Below are 17,116 nucleotides of genomic sequence, written 5' to 3' on the forward strand. Positions count from 1 at the left end.
ATACCTTAAGGTTATCGCTTGGGTCGTAACTCTCATTAGGCAGCAGCAGGCTGGAAATTTAAAGTGGCCTCAACCCTAATAACAAGCCGAGGCCTCACCATGCGTTTAATCCAGTTTGAAGATTCTGAAGACCAGCGCCGTGTCGGCGTGGTCGAGGGCGACTCGATTCAGGTGGTCAACGGTACATCCAGCACCCGCACCCTTGCCCTCGCCGCCATTGCCAATGGCCACAGCCTGCAGCAGGAAGTTCAGCGCATGGGCACGGCACTGAGTGCCGAAAGTTATACCCAACTGCTGGAAGCCGGCCGCGTCCTGCCGCCACTGGACCATGAAGACCCGGCTCACTGCCTGATCAGCGGCACTGGCCTGACGCACCTGGGAAGCGCTTCGACCCGGGACAAGATGCACCAGGAAAAAGCCGACGACCAAGCTGCGCTGACGGACACCGCGCGGATGTTCCAGTGGGGGATCGACGGCGGCCGTCCGGCGGCCGGTACCGTGGGCGTTCAGCCAGAATGGTTCTACAAGGGCGACGGTTCGATTGTGGTACGCCCGAACCAGGCGTTTCAGTCCCCTGAGTTCGCCGAAGATGCCGGCGAAGAACCCGAGCTGACCGGCCTCTATGTGATCGGCCATGACGGCGCGCCCTACCGCCTGGGCTTCGCCTTGGGCAACGAGTTCTCCGACCATGTCATGGAGCGTCGCAATTACCTGTATCTGGCCCACTCCAAGCTGCGCAACTGCGCCTACGGGCCAGAGCTGCGCGTCGGTGACTTGCCCCGACACCTGGCGGGCACCAGCCGGATCTGGCGCGACGGCAAGGTGCTCTGGGAGAAAGAGTTTCTCAGCGGCGAGGACAACATGTGCCACAGCCTGGAAAACCTGGAGTATCACCACTTCAAGTACACCCAGTTCCTGCGGCCGGGCGATGTGCATGTGCACTTCTTTGGCACAGCCACCCTTTCGGTGGCAGACAACGTCAAAACTCAGCCGGGTGATCGGTTCGAGATCAGCATGGACGAGTTCGGAAGCCCCCTGTGCAACTCCTTCGAAGTCGTCGCCTCAGCGTTCAACATCGGCGAAACAAGATCGCTGTGACGGGTCAGGCCCTCCACCGGGCTTTTAGCAAGGAATGCATTTCATAATAAACATAAGAGTGAGATGAACATGACCACTGGCAATGTACAGGTCGTCACCGCGACTGCCTCGACGAGTGCCGCGAGCGCCCGTCCCACCACGGTGCGGTGGAGGATATTCCTGCTCCTGCTGCTCCTCTCGGCCATCAACTACATCGACCGGGCTTCGCTGTCCGTTGCGCTGCCGTTGATCTCCGCTGATTTCAACATGACACCGGCGCTGGAAGGTTTGATGCTCAGCGCGTTCTTCTGGTCGTATGCGCTGATGCAGATCCCTGGCGGCATGCTGCTTGACCGCTTTCAGACCCGCAACATTGTCGGCATTGCCACCATCGGCTGGGGTCTCTTCCAGGCCTTGGCGGGCGGTGCACACAACTGGATCACGCTGCTCATCACCCGCATCGGGCTGGGTGTCGCAGAGTCGCCGATCATGCCGGCCGGGGCCAAGCTCAACGGTGCTTGGCTGACGCCCAATGAGCGCGGACGCGGCGCTACCCTCGTCGATGGCGGCGCACCGTTGGGCACTGCGTTGGGGGCGATCCTGATTGCGGGATTGATCACTTGGTTTGATTCTTGGCGCATCGCCTTCGTCATCGCCGGCGTAGGCACCATGGTCGTGGGTGTATGGGCATGGTGGTACATCAGAAACCACCCCAGTGAACACCCCAAGGTCAATGCTGCCGAGCTCGCGTACATCACCGACGCCAATGAAGCGGCCCGAAAAGCCACGGGCGGGCGCAAGGCCGTCCTCAAAGAATTGCTCAAGAGCCGTTCAGTGCTGGCCATGTTCGCGGGCTTCGCTTGCTACAACAGTGTGTTTTACGGCCTGCTGACCTGGATGCCGAGCTACTTGCACCAGGCCCATAACCTGGACATCAAGGCCATGGGCGGCGCGACCTTTCTGATCTTCATGTGCGGGTTCATCGGCGAACTGTTTGGCGGTTGGGTGGCCGACAAATGGAAAGCGGCCGGCGGTCAACCCAACACCGTCATGCGCAGCATGTTCGCAGGCTCCGCGGCGATTGCCGCCCTGTGCATTCTCGCCGTGGCGTATAGCAGTGACGCCGTCGTGGTCATCTCGCTGCTGTGTGTCGCGCTGTTTTTCATTCGCTGGTGCGGCATGTACTGGTGCCTGCCCGCCATCCTCGGCGGCCAGTCCAAAGCAGGTGTGTTGGGCGGCAGCATGAACTTCTGCGGCAACATGGTCGGCGTGATTGTGCCCATCCTGATTGGCTTGATCGTGCAGTACACCGGCTCGTACTTCCTGGCGCTGATTTTCTTCGTCGCCATGGCCTTGGGGTTGATGCTGTTCTCCAGCCTGATTGATTACCGCGAGCGTGGATTGGCGTGACCTGCCCTGCTCTGCCCATTCCCATTGCGCTCACTGAATAACCGAGGCAATCGTCATGCAGCTTATAACCACAACCGGCAGCGACACCGCGGCCAATGCCGTGATCAGACTCAACCCGCTGGACGATGTGTTGATCGCGCGGCAACCGCTGGTCAAAGGTCTGGTGCTTAAAGCCGAAGGCATCGAGGTACTTGAGCCTGTGCCTTCGGGTCACAAAGTCGCGGCCCGTCATATCGACGTGGGCCAACCCGTGCGCCGCTACGGTCAGATCATCGGCTTTGCCAGCCAGGCCATCGAAGCGGGACAACACGTGCATGTCCACAACGTCGCCATGGGCGATTTCTCTCGGGACTACGCGTTCGGTGTCGACGCCAAAGGCAGCCCCGCCCCCACCGCAGAGACGTTCATGGGCATCGTGCGCGCCGATGGCCGTGTGGCGACTCGCAATTACATCGGCATTCTGACGTCGGTCAATTGCTCGGCCACGGTGGCGCGGGCGATCGCCGACTATTTTCGCCGGGACATTCATCCTGAAGCATTGATTGAATACCCCAACGTCGACGGCGTCGTCGCGCTCACCCATGGCGTGGGCTGCGCAGTCGATCCGGGTGGCGAGGCACTGGCCATGTTGCGCAGGACGTTGGGGGGCTATGCCGTTCACCCGAACTTTGCCTCGGTCCTGATGATCGGCCTGGGTTGCGAAACCAACCAGATTCCCGATCTGCTGGCGGCCCAGGGACTGACCAGCAGCCATTCGCTGCGCACCTTCACCATTCAGGGCACGGGCGGCACGTCGAAAACCATTGCCAGTGGCATCGCCCAAGTCAAATCACTACTGGCAGAAGCCAACCACGTCAAACGCGAACCCGTCAGCGCCAGGCACCTGATCATCGGCCTGCAATGCGGTGGGTCGGACGGTTATTCGGGCATCACGGCCAACCCTGCCTTGGGCAATGCCGTCGATCGCCTGGTGGCGGCAGGTGGTACCGCGATTCTGTCGGAAACGCCAGAGGTCTACGGCGCCGAACACTTGCTGACCCGCCGCGCCGTCAGCCAGACAGTCGGTGAAAAGCTCATCGCCCGTATCCACTGGTGGGAAGCCTATTGCAAGCGCATGGACGCCGAGCTGAACAACAATCCTTCAGCGGGCAACAAAGCCGGAGGCTTGACCACCATTCTGGAAAAATCACTGGGTGCCGTCGCCAAGGCGGGCTCTACCGATCTGGTGGATGTCTATGAATACGCTGAAACCGTCAGGGCACATGGCCTGGTGTTCATGGACACCCCCGGCTACGACCCGATCTCTGCCACCGGCCAGGTCGCTGGCGGGGCCAACCTGATTGCCTTCACTACAGGGCGCGGTTCGGCGTATGGCTGTGCGCCCTCGCCGTCCATCAAGCTCGCCACCAATAACCGCCTGTGGGAAACCCAGGAAGAGGACATGGACGTCAACTGCGGCGGGATCGCCGACGGCACCATGACCATTGAGGAACGCGGCGAACATATCTTCCGCATGATGCTGCGCATCGCCTCGGGCGACAAAAGCAAAAGCGAACAGCATGGCTATGGCCAGAACGAGTTCGTGCCGTGGCAGATCGGTGCGATCACTTAATACCTTTCATTCAATTCGACACGCCGGCTCCCGTCGTCCCGCACGATGCGGAGCCGCTTCATTTAGCGGGTGTCGAGCCTCGACGTTTATTCACTCATCCCATCAGGAACCCTGACATGACCCAGATTCTCGGTCTGAACTACATCGGTGGACAGCGACTCGGCGCCGGCAGTGTGCAGTTGCAAAGTTTTGATGCGACCACAAACGAGGCCCTTCCAGGTCATTTCACCCAGGCGACGCAGGATGAAGTCGACGCGGCAGCCAAAGCGGCCGCTGCTGCGTACCCGATTTACCGCCATCTGCCAGCCTCCTGCCGCGCCGAATTTCTGGACACCATCGCTGACGAGCTGGCTGCCCTGGGCGACGACTTCGTCAGCACCGTCTGCCGCGAGACGGCGTTGCCTGCCGGGCGTATCCAGGGCGAGCGTGGTCGCACCAGCGGACAGATGCGCCTGTTTGCAACGGTGCTGCGTCGTGGTGATTTTTACGGGGCGCGCATCGACCGCAGCCTGCCGGATCGTAAACCCCTGCCCCGCCCCGATCTGCGTCAGTTCAGAATCGCCGTGGGCCCGGTCGCCGTGTTCGGTGCGAGCAACTTTCCTCTCGCGTTTTCCACTGCCGGTGGGGACACCGCGTCTGCCCTGGCGGCGGGCTGCCCGGTGGTGTTCAAGGCGCACAGTGGCCACATGGCCACCGCCGAATGGGTGGCGGACGCGATCATGCGTGCGGTGGCGCGCACCGGTATGCCCGCTGGTGTGTTCAACATGATCTATGGCGGCGGCGTCGGTGAATGGCTGGTCAAGCATCCATCGATCCAGGCGGTGGGTTTTACCGGCTCTCTCAAAGGCGGCAACGCCTTGTGCAAGATGGCGGCGGAACGTCCCCAGCCGATTCCGGTATTCGCCGAGATGTCGAGCATCAACCCGGTGATCATCCTGCCCGAGGCACTCACGGTGCGGGGCGACACCATCGCCAACGAGCTCGCCGCCTCGGTAACCCTGGGTTGCGGGCAGTTTTGCACGAACCCTGGGTTGATCATCGGCGTGCAGTCGGCCAATTTCACGGCGTTTATAGAGCGCTTAATCGCGCGAATGAACGAACAACCGGCGCAGACCATGCTCAACGCCGGAACCCTGGCCAGCTACAGCAAGGGGCTGCAGCACTTGCTCGCTCACCCGGGCGTGAAGCACCTGGCGGGAAGCCCGCAACAGGGTAAACAGGCTCAACCGCAATTATTTAAAGCCGACGTCAGCTTGCTGCTCAACGGTGACGAGCTGCTCCAGGAAGAAGTATTCGGGCCGGCCACGGTCGTTATTGAAGTCGCCGACCAGGAGCAACTGGCTGCAGCGCTCCATGGCCTGCGCGGGCAGCTGACGGCCACCGTCCTCGGCGAAGCGGATGAGCTGATGGAATACCGCTGGCTGACTGAGTGTTTGCAGGAGAAGGTCGGCCGGATTCTGTTGAATGGCTATCCGACGGGGGTGGAAGTCACTGAGACCATGGTACATGGCGGGCCGTACCCGGCGACGTCAGACGCGCGCGGGACGTCGGTAGGGACATTGGCCATCGACCGCTTCCTGCGCCCGGTATGCTTCCAGAATTACCCGGACGCCCTGCTGCCACCTGCTCTGCAAGACGCTAACCCGCTGGGGATTCAGCGGCTGGTGGATGGGCAACAGTCGAATGGGGCGCTTTGACGGCCAAGTCCAGGGATCCATGAAAAACCGCCCGATCTGGGCGGTTTTTATCATCCGTTAATCGCAACTCGCCGGCGAAGTGCCTACCGCCCAAGGCACTCACCCACCCCACTCTCCAGCAGGTCCACAAGCTCGGCATCCATGTATTGAAAATCGTCAGGGATCTCCAGAACGTGGATGAGCTTGTGTTCAAGAAGCCGAGCGTACTCTGCTCGCAGCCGCTGCAGGTGTTTACGCTCCATGACGAAGATCACGTCTGCCCAGCGAATGTCCGCAGGCCCGACTTGCTTGCGTGCGCTGGAACTGGTGCCCGCCGAACGCACATTGAAGCCGGGTCGACGGCGCCACATCGCTTCCGCTGTAGGGCTTCGCCACTGGTTACGACTACAGATGAACAGGAGATTCGTCACTTTAGATCCAAAAGCCAGGGGTTTGCTTTGATGAGGATAACATCGCATGAACGAGCAATTACTGCGCCAGGTACGCGGCCTGGCTAGAGCGGCTCAGCGAAAAATCCCAGCACCTCTTCAAGCAGTAACCCGGGCACTTCCTCGGCGATGTAATGGCCTGAAGGCAGCGCCTTTCCGCGCACATCGGTTGCTACTTGCTGCCATTCCTTGAGCGGATCGAAACAACGCCCCACGGTGCCTTCGGCGCCCCAAAGGACCAACAATGGCAGCGTCAGGTGATGACCCGCGGCGAGATCTGCGCGATCGTGGTCAAGGTCGATACCGGCCGAGGCGCGGTAATCTTCGCAAATGCCCCGCGCACTGCCGGGAATGTGCAGGCAGCGCAGGTACTCGGCGAACGCCTCTGGGGTGAAGGGATCGAGGCCAGCGCTGCGGCTGCCCATCACACTGCGCAAATAGAGTTCGGGGTTGGCCTCGATCAGGCTCTCCGGCAACGGCGCCGCACGGATGAGGAAGAACCAGTGCCAGTAGGCCCGGGCAAAGGCTTCGTTCGTTTGCGTATACATCGCCAGGGTGGGCGCGATGTCGAGCAGCACCATCTGCTTGACCGCCTGTGGATGGTCGAGGGCCAGCCGATGGGCCGCCCTCGCGCCCCGGTCATGGGCAAGCACCCTGAACTGCTCAAAGCCTAGCGACTGCATCAACTCGACAGCATCGAGCGCCATTTCACGCTTTGAATAATGAGAGTGTTCAGCATCGGCAGCCGGCCTGTCGCTATCGCCGTAGCCACGCAGGTCAGCGGCGACCACGGTGAATTCGGCGGCCAGTTGCTCGGCGATCTTGTGCCAGATAACGTGGGTCTGAGGGTGGCCGTGCAACAGCAACAACGCGGGGCCGGTACCGCCGATGCGATAGCTGATGGTGAGGCCGTTGACCTGGCGTTGTTGTTTCTGGAAACCGGCGAACATGATTTGACTCCATAGGTGCTGGCTCAATCCTGAGATCAACCGAACCGGGCGGCAATATGCCAAGCGTAGACGCACAGTTCATGATCTGTGTAGCACTAGGTGGCGGGCGCCTCAGCCGTACACGCATCCACCAGCCATGGGATTTTTCGTCGACAGTATTCAAGGTAAGTGCGCACAACGGCAGAAGGATGACGATGCGCAGGATAGAGAAGATTCAAAGCCACTGACGGCAATGGACATTCCTCTAACAGCGGCGCCAGTAAGCCCTGTTCTATAGCGTCCTTGACGATGAACGGTGGCAGTTCGGTTATCACCTCGCCAGCCAACACACTGTGCAGCAGATGCATGCTGTCGTTTGTCGACAGCACGGTGTTCGGCGTCACTGATGTGCCCGCGAATCGCCACGTAGCGTTCGTATTGGTGCCAAGGCTCCACGTAGCACAGGGCAACCTGACTAGATCATGTGGCGCACTCGGCCGGCCGTGGGTCGAGATAAACCGGGGGCTGGCGACCAGCACATGTCGATAGTCGAGCAAATGCCTGCCGATCAACGCTTCATGCTCCACCTCACCGACGCGCAGTGCGACGTCGATGCCGTCCTCGACCGGGTGAACACGACGCTCCGTCGACAGCAGATGAACGCGGATATCGGGATGATCGTTCTGAAAGTCAGTAATCAGCTGCCACCAGGGCGAGAACGATGGCGGCACTGAAAGACGCAGCTTGCCCTGAACGTGGGCTTGATCGCTCACCACTGCATCGTGTCCTTCCTGCAGCAGCTCCAGGCCACGGCTCGCATGCTCAAAGAGGCGTGTGCCGGCTTCAGTCAACTTCACGCCCCTGGCTGAGCGTTCCAGCAACTCAACCTTCAGCGCCTGCTCAAGCGCGCGAATCCTCCGGCTCGCAGTGGGCAGTGGTACGCCCAAACGCTCAGCTCCCGCCGTCATGCTTCCCGCCTGGACGATGGTCACCAGCATCTGTACCGCGTTGAGATCCATCGTTGCCCCCCCTCTCATTTATGAAACGCATGGTCTCACTGGCAGGCATTCTCTTTCAATCATCCACCCCATAAAGTGCTGCCTCGCGTCTCTACACCTTAAGGGGAACCCTATGCCAACCGTTACCGAAGCCATCCAGTCACGCTTTTCCGCTCACAGTTATGACCCGACTCATGTTTTATCGGAGCAGGACGTTACTGGCTTGATCGACCTTGCTCGCCATGCACCGTCTGCATTTAATTTGCAAAACTGGCGCTTCATTGCCGTGCATACCAAAGAGGCGAAAGCAAAGTTGCTGCCTCTGGCGTACGGCCAGGAAAAGGTCGTAGATGCCGCCGTCACCTTTATCGTCTGCGGGACGCTTGACCCTCACAAAACCATCGCCGGTTCATTGCGCCCTTCCGTAGACGCCGGAATTCTGGACGAAGCGACCTTCAAGGGCTGGGTGGGTGCGGTTGAAGGCATGTATGCGGACAATCCAGCGATGCAACGTGATGAAGCGGTGAGATCCGCGTCCCTGGCTGCAATGACGCTGATGATGGTCGCAACCGAACGTGGCATGGCGTCGACACCGATGATTGGCTTCGACCAGGCAGGCGTCGCGGACGCGTTCAACCTGGACGATCGCGAGATTCCGGTGATGCTGGTGACGGTGGGGCGTGCGGGCAAAACGAATTGGCCGCAAAAGCCACGCAAGGCCACAAGCGACATCCTTTCGATCGTTTGACTGCTTTATAAAAGGAATACGGAAGTGCCGTTATCTACCTTTGTCGTCATCGCCAAAATTGCATTGCAGCCTGGGGCGCGTGCCGAGTTTCTTCCAGTGGCAGCCGCAGACGCCCAGGACTCTTTGACCAAAGAAACTGGATGTTTAGCTTTCAATATTCTGGTGCCTGAAGATGATGAGCGCTATGTGGTCTTTCATGAAATTTATAAAGACCGGGCGGCTTTTGATTTACATCTTACCCAGCCTCACTTTCACACCTTCGAGCGTGATGCCGAACATTTGATGGTCGGAAAACCCGAGATTTCTTTCTTCGGTGCTTATTCAAGTTGAAGTATTACAACCGGCGGATGACTGCCTTTCAGGACGGTTATCGCCTTCAACATGCGCTGAAGTTGTAGACCCCCAACGTCCTGTCGCGCTTGCGCCACCCAGCCCTGCTCTGGAATTCAAAACTCATGAAGCTCTACGTCTACGATCACTGCCCGTTCTGCGTGAAAGCGCGGACGATTTTCGGGTTGAAGGACACCGCATTCGATCTCGTTATTCTTTTGAATGACGATGAGGCCACACCAACGCGGATGATTGGCAAGAAAATGGCCCCCATTCTGGAGCACGACGGGCGCTACCTCGCCGAAAGTATGGACATCGTTGCGTATGTCGACGGCCTGTCCGGCGCCAGAGTGTTGTCCGGCGTTAGCAACCCGTTCCTGGCCCAGTGGAACAACGAGGTGACCGGCCCTCTTTACTCGCTGGCGATCCCGAGATGGGCGGCCGCAGACTTCGAAGAGTTCTCCACCCCGGCTGCGCGCGCCTACTTCACGCGCAACAAAGAAGCCATGCTCGGCAGCTTCAAAGATCATAGGGCAGCCAGCGCGGACTACATCGCCACGCTCAATCATCATCTGTGGGCTCTGGAGCCCATGATCCAGTCACCGGACGCGGTGAATGGCGAGCTGTCGGAGGATGACATCCACCTCTTTGCGACCTTGCGCAGCATGTCGATTGTACGGGGCATCGTGTACCCCCCCGCTGTACAGGCTTACCGGCTGCGCATGTCGGAACGCACCGGCATCGATCTTCACGACCACATCGCGGTCTAGTGTCGGCCCGACGGCGATCATGATCACCGCCGGGTCGCCCTGGCCTTAAAGTGGCACGGTAAGCTTGAGCCAGTACGCTTCGCCTTCCGGCCGGTTGCGAACGTCGCTTTCCCTTTGCCACTTTGCGGTGAGAAACCATCCCGACGCACCGCTGTACTTGATCGACGGCCCTATGGCAAATGCGCGCCCTTTGTTGTCTTCCAGGCGGTTACCGTTTTGGCGGTCATCGGTGGTCTGGCGGTAAATATAACCCCCGACGCCCAGGACCCAGCCATGGCCGACGCCCCAGCCCAGGGAATAGTCTGCGTGCAGTTCCTGGCCCGAGCGATAGTCGGTGTCCGAGTTACGCAGGTTAAAGTCGTACATCACCTTGAGGTCGGCATTAAGCCCCACGGGGTCGACGTAAGAGAAGGCCGCAATGGGTTCAAATGCCCAGTAATTGCGGCCGATGTTGGCCAGATCGCCTCGATCGTAGCGGCCTGTCGGCGCGAAGATGTCCAGGGCGTAGATCGCATGGAATCTTTCACTGTAGTGATAGCCCAGGCCAGGGCCGAAGATCACATCACCCATGCCCTTCTTGCTTTGATGCTGGCCATTGACATCGACCTTCAGGTCAACCAATGGAACGTTCACGTGAAAGGCCAAGGCGCCGTCGAGCACCTTTTGCTCCGTCACCCAGATCAGCCTCGGCGCGATGACATCTGCGCTCAGATGAAAATCGTCAACAGCCTTTCCACCTCGATTGTCACGCAGCGAGTCGGCCCGGTAACTTTCGGCGAATATCTGGCCGTAGAAACCGGGAGGCGGCATGGCCCCGGTCATGTAGTTTTCCGCCCCCATCGGGTAGGACGACCCCCCTCCTTCGGTGGCCTGTGCGCTCGGCAGCGCCATGACCAGCACTGATCCGACCATCAAATAATGAACGGGCTTGAAAACGCGGGTTGGTTCGTACGATTTATTGTTATTCATTGTTCGCGACCATAAATGGGTGATGACGCGCGAGCCCTGGAGTCAGTTGCCTCCAAGGCTGCCTGACGCAGTGAAAACGTGACGCCAGGTGCCCCCTAGAATGGATAAGGCTGATCCGACGGCTCCACGGTGACCCATTTCACTTCGGTAAACTCGTCGATGACGGCGCTGCCATCGAACCGACCGTAACCGCTGTTTTTCATACCGCCATAAGGCGCTTGAGGTTCGTTCTGCACCGTTGCCCCGTTGATGTGTACACAGCCGGCGTCCAGACGACTGGCGAGCTCAAGCGCAAGGCTGACATCCCGGCTGAAAATCGATGAAGACAGTCCATAGGCGGTGTCATTGGCAACCGCCAACGCCTGATCCGCTCCCTTGACCCGCACGACCGTTGTCACGGGTCCGAAGGTTTCTTCATCGTAAATGTCCATCGCCGCGCTGACGTGGTCGACCAGTGTCGCGCCCATCAATGCCCGCTCTGCCAAACCGCCCGCGACGATTTTTGCGCCTTTGCTGATGGCGTCGTCCAGCAGTTGATTGATGCGTGGAGCCGAGCCTTGGGAAATCATCGGCCCGATCACGCAGCCAGGGGACGAGACCGGGTCACCCGTCTCCAGGCGGCTGATACGCGCGGCAAACATCTCAACGAATCGGTCCGCGATCGTTTCGTCAACGACGAAGCGCTCGGTCGACATGCAGATCTGCCCCTGATAAAGGAAGGCGCCAAACACTGCAGCATTCACCGCGCCCTGGAGATCAGCGTCCTCAAGAACAATAAACGGCGCTTTACCGCCCAGCTCCAGCAAGCATCGCTTGAGGTATTTGGCGCTGGTCTGCGCGATCATCCGCCCGACCTTGGTTGAGCCGGTGAAGTTGATCCGACGCACAGTGTCGTGAGCGATCAAGGCTTCGGTGACGGCCGATGCATCCTCGGGCGCCGAAATAATGAAGTTCAAGACACCCGGGGGAAAGCCTGCTTCGTAGAAACACTCGGCCAACAGTTCGTGGGTACGCGGGCTATTCTCCGACCCTTTGAGAATGACGGTGTTGCCGCACGCCAGTGGGTAGGCAATGGCCCGCGCGCCCAATATCACCGGCCCATTCCACGGCACAATGCTCAGCACGGTGCCCACCGGTTGGCGAAGGGTCATGGACAGGGTGCCGGCTTTGTCGGTCGGGAGGGTTTCACCCTTGATCTGAGTGGTGAGTGCCGCAGCCTCACGCAAGAGATTCGCAGAGGCCCCTACATTGAATTGCGCCCAGAGCTGCGAGGCGCCGATTTCTTCCGCCATGACGCTGCAGAATGTCGCCATCTTGCTTTCCAGCACGTCGGCTGCCGCCAATAGCAGACGACGGCGGTCGGTAGGCCCAACTCTGGACCAGCTCTTGAACGCTGCCTGCGATGACGCCGCTGCACGCAGAGCGTCTTCAACCCCGCATGCAGCCCCTTCGGTGACCGGTTGAGCGCTGACAGGGTCCATCCGGCAATAGGTTTTGCCGCTGGCGGCGTCCTGCTTTTCGTTGTCGATAACCAGTTGCACATTCATCTTTCGCTACCTTTATCAGTCAGGGGTTCAAGCCGCGTCAGTCGCTGTCGGCATGCGCAGGATTGGCTTGATCGTGATACCGCTTTCGCTGTCAGCCATGGCTTCGTTGATCTGGTCGAACGTGTAGAAACGGCACAGCTTGTCGAAGGGAAAACGGCCCTGCAGGTACAGATCGACCAAGGTAGGGATGAACGCATTGGCGACGACATCGCCCTGCACGATGCCCATGATTCGCTTGCCGGGAATCATCACGTCGTTGATGTTGAAGGCCACCTCAGTGCCCATTTTTGTCGCGCCGACGATGCCGCAGGTCCCCAGCGTGGTCACCGCATCAATGGCTTGTCGCAACACTTGCGCGCGCCCGGAACATTCCAGGCTGTAGTTGACGCCACCCCCGGTAATGTCACGGATGCGCTGCACCGGGTCCTCGTCTCGGCTGTTGATGACATGAGTCGCGCCCAGTTCAAGTGCCATTTCAAGACGACTGGGGGTCACGTCCACCGCGATGATGATGGTCGCGCCTGCGACCTTCGCCGCCATCACGGCCGCCAGGCCTACTGCGCCCGCACCGAATGCGGCGAAACTTGCGCCCGCCTCCACTTTCATGGCCTTGAGCACAGAGCCGGCGCCGGTCTGGATGCCGCAACCCAATGGGCCCAGGAGTTCGAGCGGCGCCTCTTTGGACACCTTGACCACGTTGCGTTCGTTGGCGATGACGTAGGTCGAAAAGGAGGATTGACCGAAAAAATGGTCATGGATGGGCGTATTTCCCTCGCAACTGCACGTCGCTGTGCTGCCATCCAGACGACCACCGCCGAAGTTCAGCGGGTGCATATGGGAGCAATGGGCCGGGTGTCCGGTTTCGCACGGCAGGCACAGTCCGCACGACATGTACGTCATCACCACATGGTCGCCGGGCGCAATGGTGGTCACGGCCGAGCCCACGGACTCGACCACGCCGGCGCCTTCATGCCCCAGAACGATCGGCAGCGGTGTGGGAAACAGTTGATCCCGAACGACCATGTCCGTATGACACACACCGGTCGCCACAACGCGCACACGCACCTCGTCGTTACGCGGGACGCCCAGCTCAGCCTGCTCCATGCGCAGCGATGCACCGGCCTCACGCAAGACGGCGACGGTGACTTCAATGGGTTTCAAATGACTCGGGGACATGCGGTGATCCTCTTTATTATTGTTGATCGAACGTACGGAGTCCGGGGGTTACGAGGCCTGAAGTGCCCGCAGACGATTGCTGCGTTGCTCGGCTGTGTTATCCAGCGCGAGGCGCAGCTGGAAGTCGAAAGTCATCTCTGCAAACCGCCCTTGAACCCCCTGCTGCTTGCCCTCCTCAGCGGCTTCGACAAAGCGAACCTCACCGATCAATCCATCACGGGTGGCGTAAGCGAAGTCATCCCAGAGGTAGGCGTCGTTCGAGAGGTTGATCTGCGTGGTCAGATGCTCGAAACCTGGCGCAGACACGAAAAAATGAATGTGCGCCGGACGTTGACCATGGCGCCCAAGCTGGTTCAGGCAGTCCTGGGTCGGACCTGATGGATTGCAGCCGTAGCCAGACGGCACAATGCTTTGAAAACGGTAACGTCCCTGCTCATCCGTCACTATTCGGCGGCGCAGGTTGTATGCCGATTGGCTTTTATCGAAGTGCGAATAATTGCCCTTGGTGTCCGCTTGCCAGACATCGACCAACGCGGCGGCGATCGGCTGGCCTTGCAGGTCGACAACCTTGCCTTCGACGAACAGGACCGTTGCGGCATCGCCCTCGCCCCCGTCATCCAGCCGTGCGTAGCCTTGACATAAAGGGGCACCGGCGACATACAGCGGGCCTTCGATGGTCCGCGGCGTCCCCCCCGCCTGGCCGGCGTGTGCCTGTTTGGCATCGTGGCGCAGGTCGAGGAAATGCTCGATGCCAAGCCCCGCCACCAGCAGGCCGGCCTCATGGCTTGCGCCCAGTCGGTTGAGGTATTCCACCGCCGACCAAAACTCGTCATCGCTGACGTCCAACTCCTCGATCAAGCGAAAGGTTTGCTGTAGCAGCCGAAAGACGATTTGCTTGTTTCGCGGATTTCCATCTGTATTTTTCAACCCCGCAGCGTCCTCGACAAACGCGAGAACCTGCGGTGTGTCTGCAATGCTGACCGCCATGGTAAGGCTCCTTTTTTATTATTGAAGTGTGTGCACTGGACTAAAAGTCCGGGGACATCAGCGCACGGCTGCCGTTTGCCACCCGAGCTGAACGCGAGCGCTTGCCAGGTCGTTTTCCATGTCGTGGTTCCACAGCCAGTCGAACCGGTTGGCGAGAGTCGTTGACAGCACGGCGGGGTCATCGCCGGCCTGACGATCACGCCATTCGTACAGTTCACCGGCTTCCCATGAAGTCCGCTGCACCCTGCACGCACGCGGTCTGCGTACTGCGTCGTAAACCTCCAGTACGCGCTTTATGTTTTCGTGGCCCAGCTGAGGATCAGCCAGTAACCGCGCCAGCAACCAGGCATCTTCGAGGCCTTGACCGGCTCCCGCGCCTTGATGGGGAAGCATGGCGTGCGCAGCGTCACCGATCAGGGCCACACGACCGTGGACGTAGCCGGGCAGCTCGGCCAAATCATGAAGTGCCCAGAGAGTGGGCGCAGGAATGCACTCGAGTAGCACCCCAACCGCGTCTCCCCATTCCGAAAACGCATCGAGCATTTCGGCCTGGGTCGCATTTTTTACCCAGGGTTTGTCCTGGGGCCATTGCGGGTCAGGAACGCTACGATCGGAGACAAAGGCCACGACGTTGATCAGCCGGCCTTGTTTGATCGGGAAGGTGAGGATGTGGCCATCCAGGCCCAGGTACATCTGCGGGACATTGATTAAATGCTCATCGATGCCGGCAGCGCGATAAGCCGCCCGGAGGGTCTCGCTGTCAACCATTCCACGGTAAGCGCAGGTGCCACTGAACCGGGGTGCCACAGCAGGCTGCCCCAGGCCTCGCAAGACATAATCACGAATCGAGGACTTGATGCCGTCGGCCGCGATCAGCAGATCACAGGTGTGTTCGGTGCCGTCCAGGAAACCAATTCGAACCCGGTCGGCGACCTCTTCGAGGGTGACCGCACGTTTGTCAAACCGAGCGATGCCAGGGGGTAACTCGTGGGCCAGAGCGTCCAGAAAGTCGGCTCTGTGCACCGACGACTGGCCTACCCCCGGCGCAACGCTTGCTCCCAGATAGCCGGCGTCTGTGCCACGACGCCATTCAAACCAGATGTCCTGCCAGGGTTCGGGGGTGCGGTCAGCGATGCGCTGATACGGCTTGCCAATGCCCAACCCTTCGATGGCACGTACGGCGTTGGCACCGAACGACACCCCTGCCCCGACCTCACCGAATGCAGGGGCGGCTTCAAACAGCTGGATGTCGAGATGAGTGTGGCGGCACAAATCCAGCGCAAGCGCGATGCCTGCAATGCCACCACCGACGATGGCGATCTGTAGTTTTGATTGAGTACTGCTCATGGGACGGACCTGCGTTTTGTTTTTGGAATGTCCCGATCATGCCCATAGTCAGAGTTATTGATAAATGGCGTAACATGCATAAAATCTATCACCAGTATGAATAACGGCTCTGGCTTGGGGCTTGAAGGCAGCACAATGCAGCTACGCGATCTGGATTTAAATTTGCTGGTGATCTTCCATCAGTTGCTGATTGACCGAAGTGTCTCCGGCGCTGCCCAGAGTCTTGGACTCACGCAACCGGCTCTGAGTAATGCCCTTAAACGTTTACGCACAGCGCTCAAGGATGATCTGTTCGTGCGGACCCATCGCGGGATGCAGCCGACGCCTTACGCATTGCAACTCGCTGAACCGGTGGCAAACGCCATTGGCACGCTGCACGGCGCATTGAACCGTCTTGACGATTTCAATCCGGCGACGACGCACAAGCGCTTCGTTATTGCGATGACGGACATCGGTGAGATCTACTTCATGCCCAAGTTGATTGAGACGCTGCTGGCATTGGCGCCGGGCGTGACAGTGAGTACGCTGCGCAGCCATGCCGGCCTTTCCGAAGGCATGGCGAACGGCGAGGTGGATCTGGCAGTCGGCCTGCTACCGGATCTGCAAGCGGGCTTTTATCAGCGACGACTGTTCCATCATCGCTATGTCGGCCTGTGCAGAAAGGGGCATCCGGTTACACAGCACGCCATGACGCGCGAGCGCTACTGTGAATACGGCCATATAAGGGTCAGTGCGACCAGCACGGGCCACGGCGAAATAGATGGAATCATGCAGCGCGCCGGCCTGCATCGAGACATCAAACTTGAAGTACCGCACTTCGTCGCTGTCGGCCACATCCTGCAAAACACCGACCTCATCGCCACCGTACCGGAGCGGTTTGCAATGAGCTGCATTGAGCCATTCGGACTGACCATTTTGCCGTTGCCCATGCCGTTGCCGGAAATCGCCATCAACCTGTTCTGGCACGCCCGATGCGTACGAGATCCCGCCAATCGCTGGTTTCGACAGTTGATGTTTGATCTGTTCAGCGACTGATGTGGATGGGGCTTCGGAACAGACAGGCGCTGAAGCGCAGGTGACACGTCAGCTCT

General features: G+C 59.6%; 16 protein-coding genes. 8 read left to right on the forward strand and 8 right to left on the reverse strand.

Going from position 1 to position 17,116, the window contains the following annotated elements; all coding sequences use genetic code 11:
- Positions 1 to 99 precede the first annotated feature (99 nt).
- From araD1 to EC919_RS15240, 4 genes are all read left to right on the forward strand, one after another.
- On the forward strand, positions 100 to 1,098 hold the full coding sequence (araD1, locus tag EC919_RS15225) for an AraD1 family protein (RefSeq protein ID WP_133775260.1): 999 nt from the start codon (positions 100 to 102) through the stop codon (positions 1,096 to 1,098).
- A 69-nt stretch (positions 1,099 to 1,167) separates the two neighbouring features.
- Positions 1,168 to 2,487, forward strand: coding sequence for an MFS transporter (locus EC919_RS15230; RefSeq protein ID WP_133775261.1), 1,320 nt, complete (start codon positions 1,168 to 1,170; stop codon positions 2,485 to 2,487).
- A 55-nt stretch (positions 2,488 to 2,542) separates the two neighbouring features.
- Positions 2,543 to 4,099 carry a UxaA family hydrolase gene (locus EC919_RS15235; RefSeq protein ID WP_133775262.1) on the forward strand — a complete coding sequence of 519 codons (1,557 nt, stop codon included), beginning with the start codon at positions 2,543 to 2,545 and terminating at the stop codon, positions 4,097 to 4,099.
- A gap of 116 nt (positions 4,100 to 4,215) precedes the next feature.
- The gene (locus tag EC919_RS15240) at positions 4,216 to 5,796 is read left to right on the forward strand and encodes an aldehyde dehydrogenase (NADP(+)) (protein ID WP_133775263.1); all 1,581 of its coding nucleotides are present in this window, start codon (positions 4,216 to 4,218) and stop codon (positions 5,794 to 5,796) included.
- A gap of 83 nt (positions 5,797 to 5,879) precedes the next feature.
- Here EC919_RS15240 and EC919_RS15245 read toward each other — a convergent pair whose 3' ends face one another.
- The 3 genes from EC919_RS15245 to EC919_RS15255 all read right to left on the reverse strand — a co-directional run bounded on the left by EC919_RS15245 (position 5,880) and on the right by EC919_RS15255 (position 8,172).
- Complete coding sequence (locus EC919_RS15245) at positions 5,880 to 6,206, reverse strand: low molecular weight protein tyrosine phosphatase family protein (RefSeq protein WP_133775264.1); 327 nt, start codon at positions 6,204 to 6,206, stop codon at positions 5,880 to 5,882.
- Positions 6,207 to 6,289: 83 nt separating this feature from the next.
- On the reverse strand, positions 6,290 to 7,174 hold the full coding sequence (locus EC919_RS15250) for an alpha/beta fold hydrolase (protein WP_133775265.1): 885 nt from the start codon (positions 7,172 to 7,174) through the stop codon (positions 6,290 to 6,292).
- Positions 7,175 to 7,269: 95 nt separating this feature from the next.
- The gene (locus EC919_RS15255) at positions 7,270 to 8,172 is read right to left on the reverse strand and encodes a LysR family transcriptional regulator (protein ID WP_133775266.1); all 903 of its coding nucleotides are present in this window, start codon (positions 8,170 to 8,172) and stop codon (positions 7,270 to 7,272) included.
- 112 nt (positions 8,173 to 8,284) lie between these two features.
- Here EC919_RS15255 and EC919_RS15260 point away from each other — a divergent pair, with 112 nt between their 5' ends.
- The 3 genes from EC919_RS15260 (at position 8,285) to grxB (ending at position 9,999) form a co-directional block, all read left to right on the forward strand.
- Positions 8,285 to 8,899: a nitroreductase family protein gene (locus EC919_RS15260; RefSeq protein ID WP_133775267.1), complete on the forward strand. Its 615-nt coding sequence runs from the start codon at positions 8,285 to 8,287 to the stop codon at positions 8,897 to 8,899.
- A gap of 24 nt (positions 8,900 to 8,923) precedes the next feature.
- Positions 8,924 to 9,229 carry a putative quinol monooxygenase gene (locus tag EC919_RS15265; RefSeq protein ID WP_133775268.1) on the forward strand — a complete coding sequence of 102 codons (306 nt, stop codon included), beginning with the start codon at positions 8,924 to 8,926 and terminating at the stop codon, positions 9,227 to 9,229.
- Positions 9,230 to 9,354: 125 nt separating this feature from the next.
- Positions 9,355 to 9,999 carry a glutaredoxin 2 gene (gene grxB, locus EC919_RS15270; RefSeq protein ID WP_133775269.1) on the forward strand — a complete coding sequence of 215 codons (645 nt, stop codon included), beginning with the start codon at positions 9,355 to 9,357 and terminating at the stop codon, positions 9,997 to 9,999.
- 45 nt (positions 10,000 to 10,044) lie between these two features.
- Here grxB and EC919_RS15275 read toward each other — a convergent pair whose 3' ends face one another.
- The 5 genes from EC919_RS15275 to salA form a co-directional block, all read right to left on the reverse strand.
- Entirely contained in the window at positions 10,045 to 10,968 is a 924-nt protein-coding gene (locus EC919_RS15275) for a SphA family protein (protein ID WP_133775270.1), read from the reverse strand.
- Between the two features lie 95 nt (positions 10,969 to 11,063).
- Entirely contained in the window at positions 11,064 to 12,515 is a 1,452-nt protein-coding gene (locus EC919_RS15280; RefSeq protein ID WP_133775271.1) for an aldehyde dehydrogenase, read from the reverse strand.
- A 27-nt stretch (positions 12,516 to 12,542) separates the two neighbouring features.
- Positions 12,543 to 13,691, reverse strand: a complete 1,149-nt coding sequence (locus EC919_RS15285; RefSeq protein ID WP_133775272.1) for an NAD(P)-dependent alcohol dehydrogenase — start codon at positions 13,689 to 13,691, stop codon at positions 12,543 to 12,545.
- Between the two features lie 48 nt (positions 13,692 to 13,739).
- Entirely contained in the window at positions 13,740 to 14,678 is a 939-nt protein-coding gene (gene catA / locus EC919_RS15290) for a catechol 1,2-dioxygenase (protein WP_133775273.1), read from the reverse strand.
- A gap of 57 nt (positions 14,679 to 14,735) precedes the next feature.
- Positions 14,736 to 16,025 carry a salicylate 1-monooxygenase gene (gene salA / locus EC919_RS15295; RefSeq protein WP_133775274.1) on the reverse strand — a complete coding sequence of 430 codons (1,290 nt, stop codon included), beginning with the start codon at positions 16,023 to 16,025 and terminating at the stop codon, positions 14,736 to 14,738.
- 135 nt (positions 16,026 to 16,160) lie between these two features.
- Here salA and EC919_RS15300 point away from each other — a divergent pair, with 135 nt between their 5' ends.
- Positions 16,161 to 17,060: a LysR family transcriptional regulator gene (locus tag EC919_RS15300; protein ID WP_133775275.1), complete on the forward strand. Its 900-nt coding sequence runs from the start codon at positions 16,161 to 16,163 to the stop codon at positions 17,058 to 17,060.
- The last annotated feature ends 56 nt before the right edge of the window (positions 17,061 to 17,116 follow it).

It is taken from the genome of Pseudomonas graminis (genome assembly GCF_004364335.1).
Taxonomy (GTDB): Bacteria; Pseudomonadota; Gammaproteobacteria; order Pseudomonadales; family Pseudomonadaceae; genus Aquipseudomonas; species Aquipseudomonas graminis_D.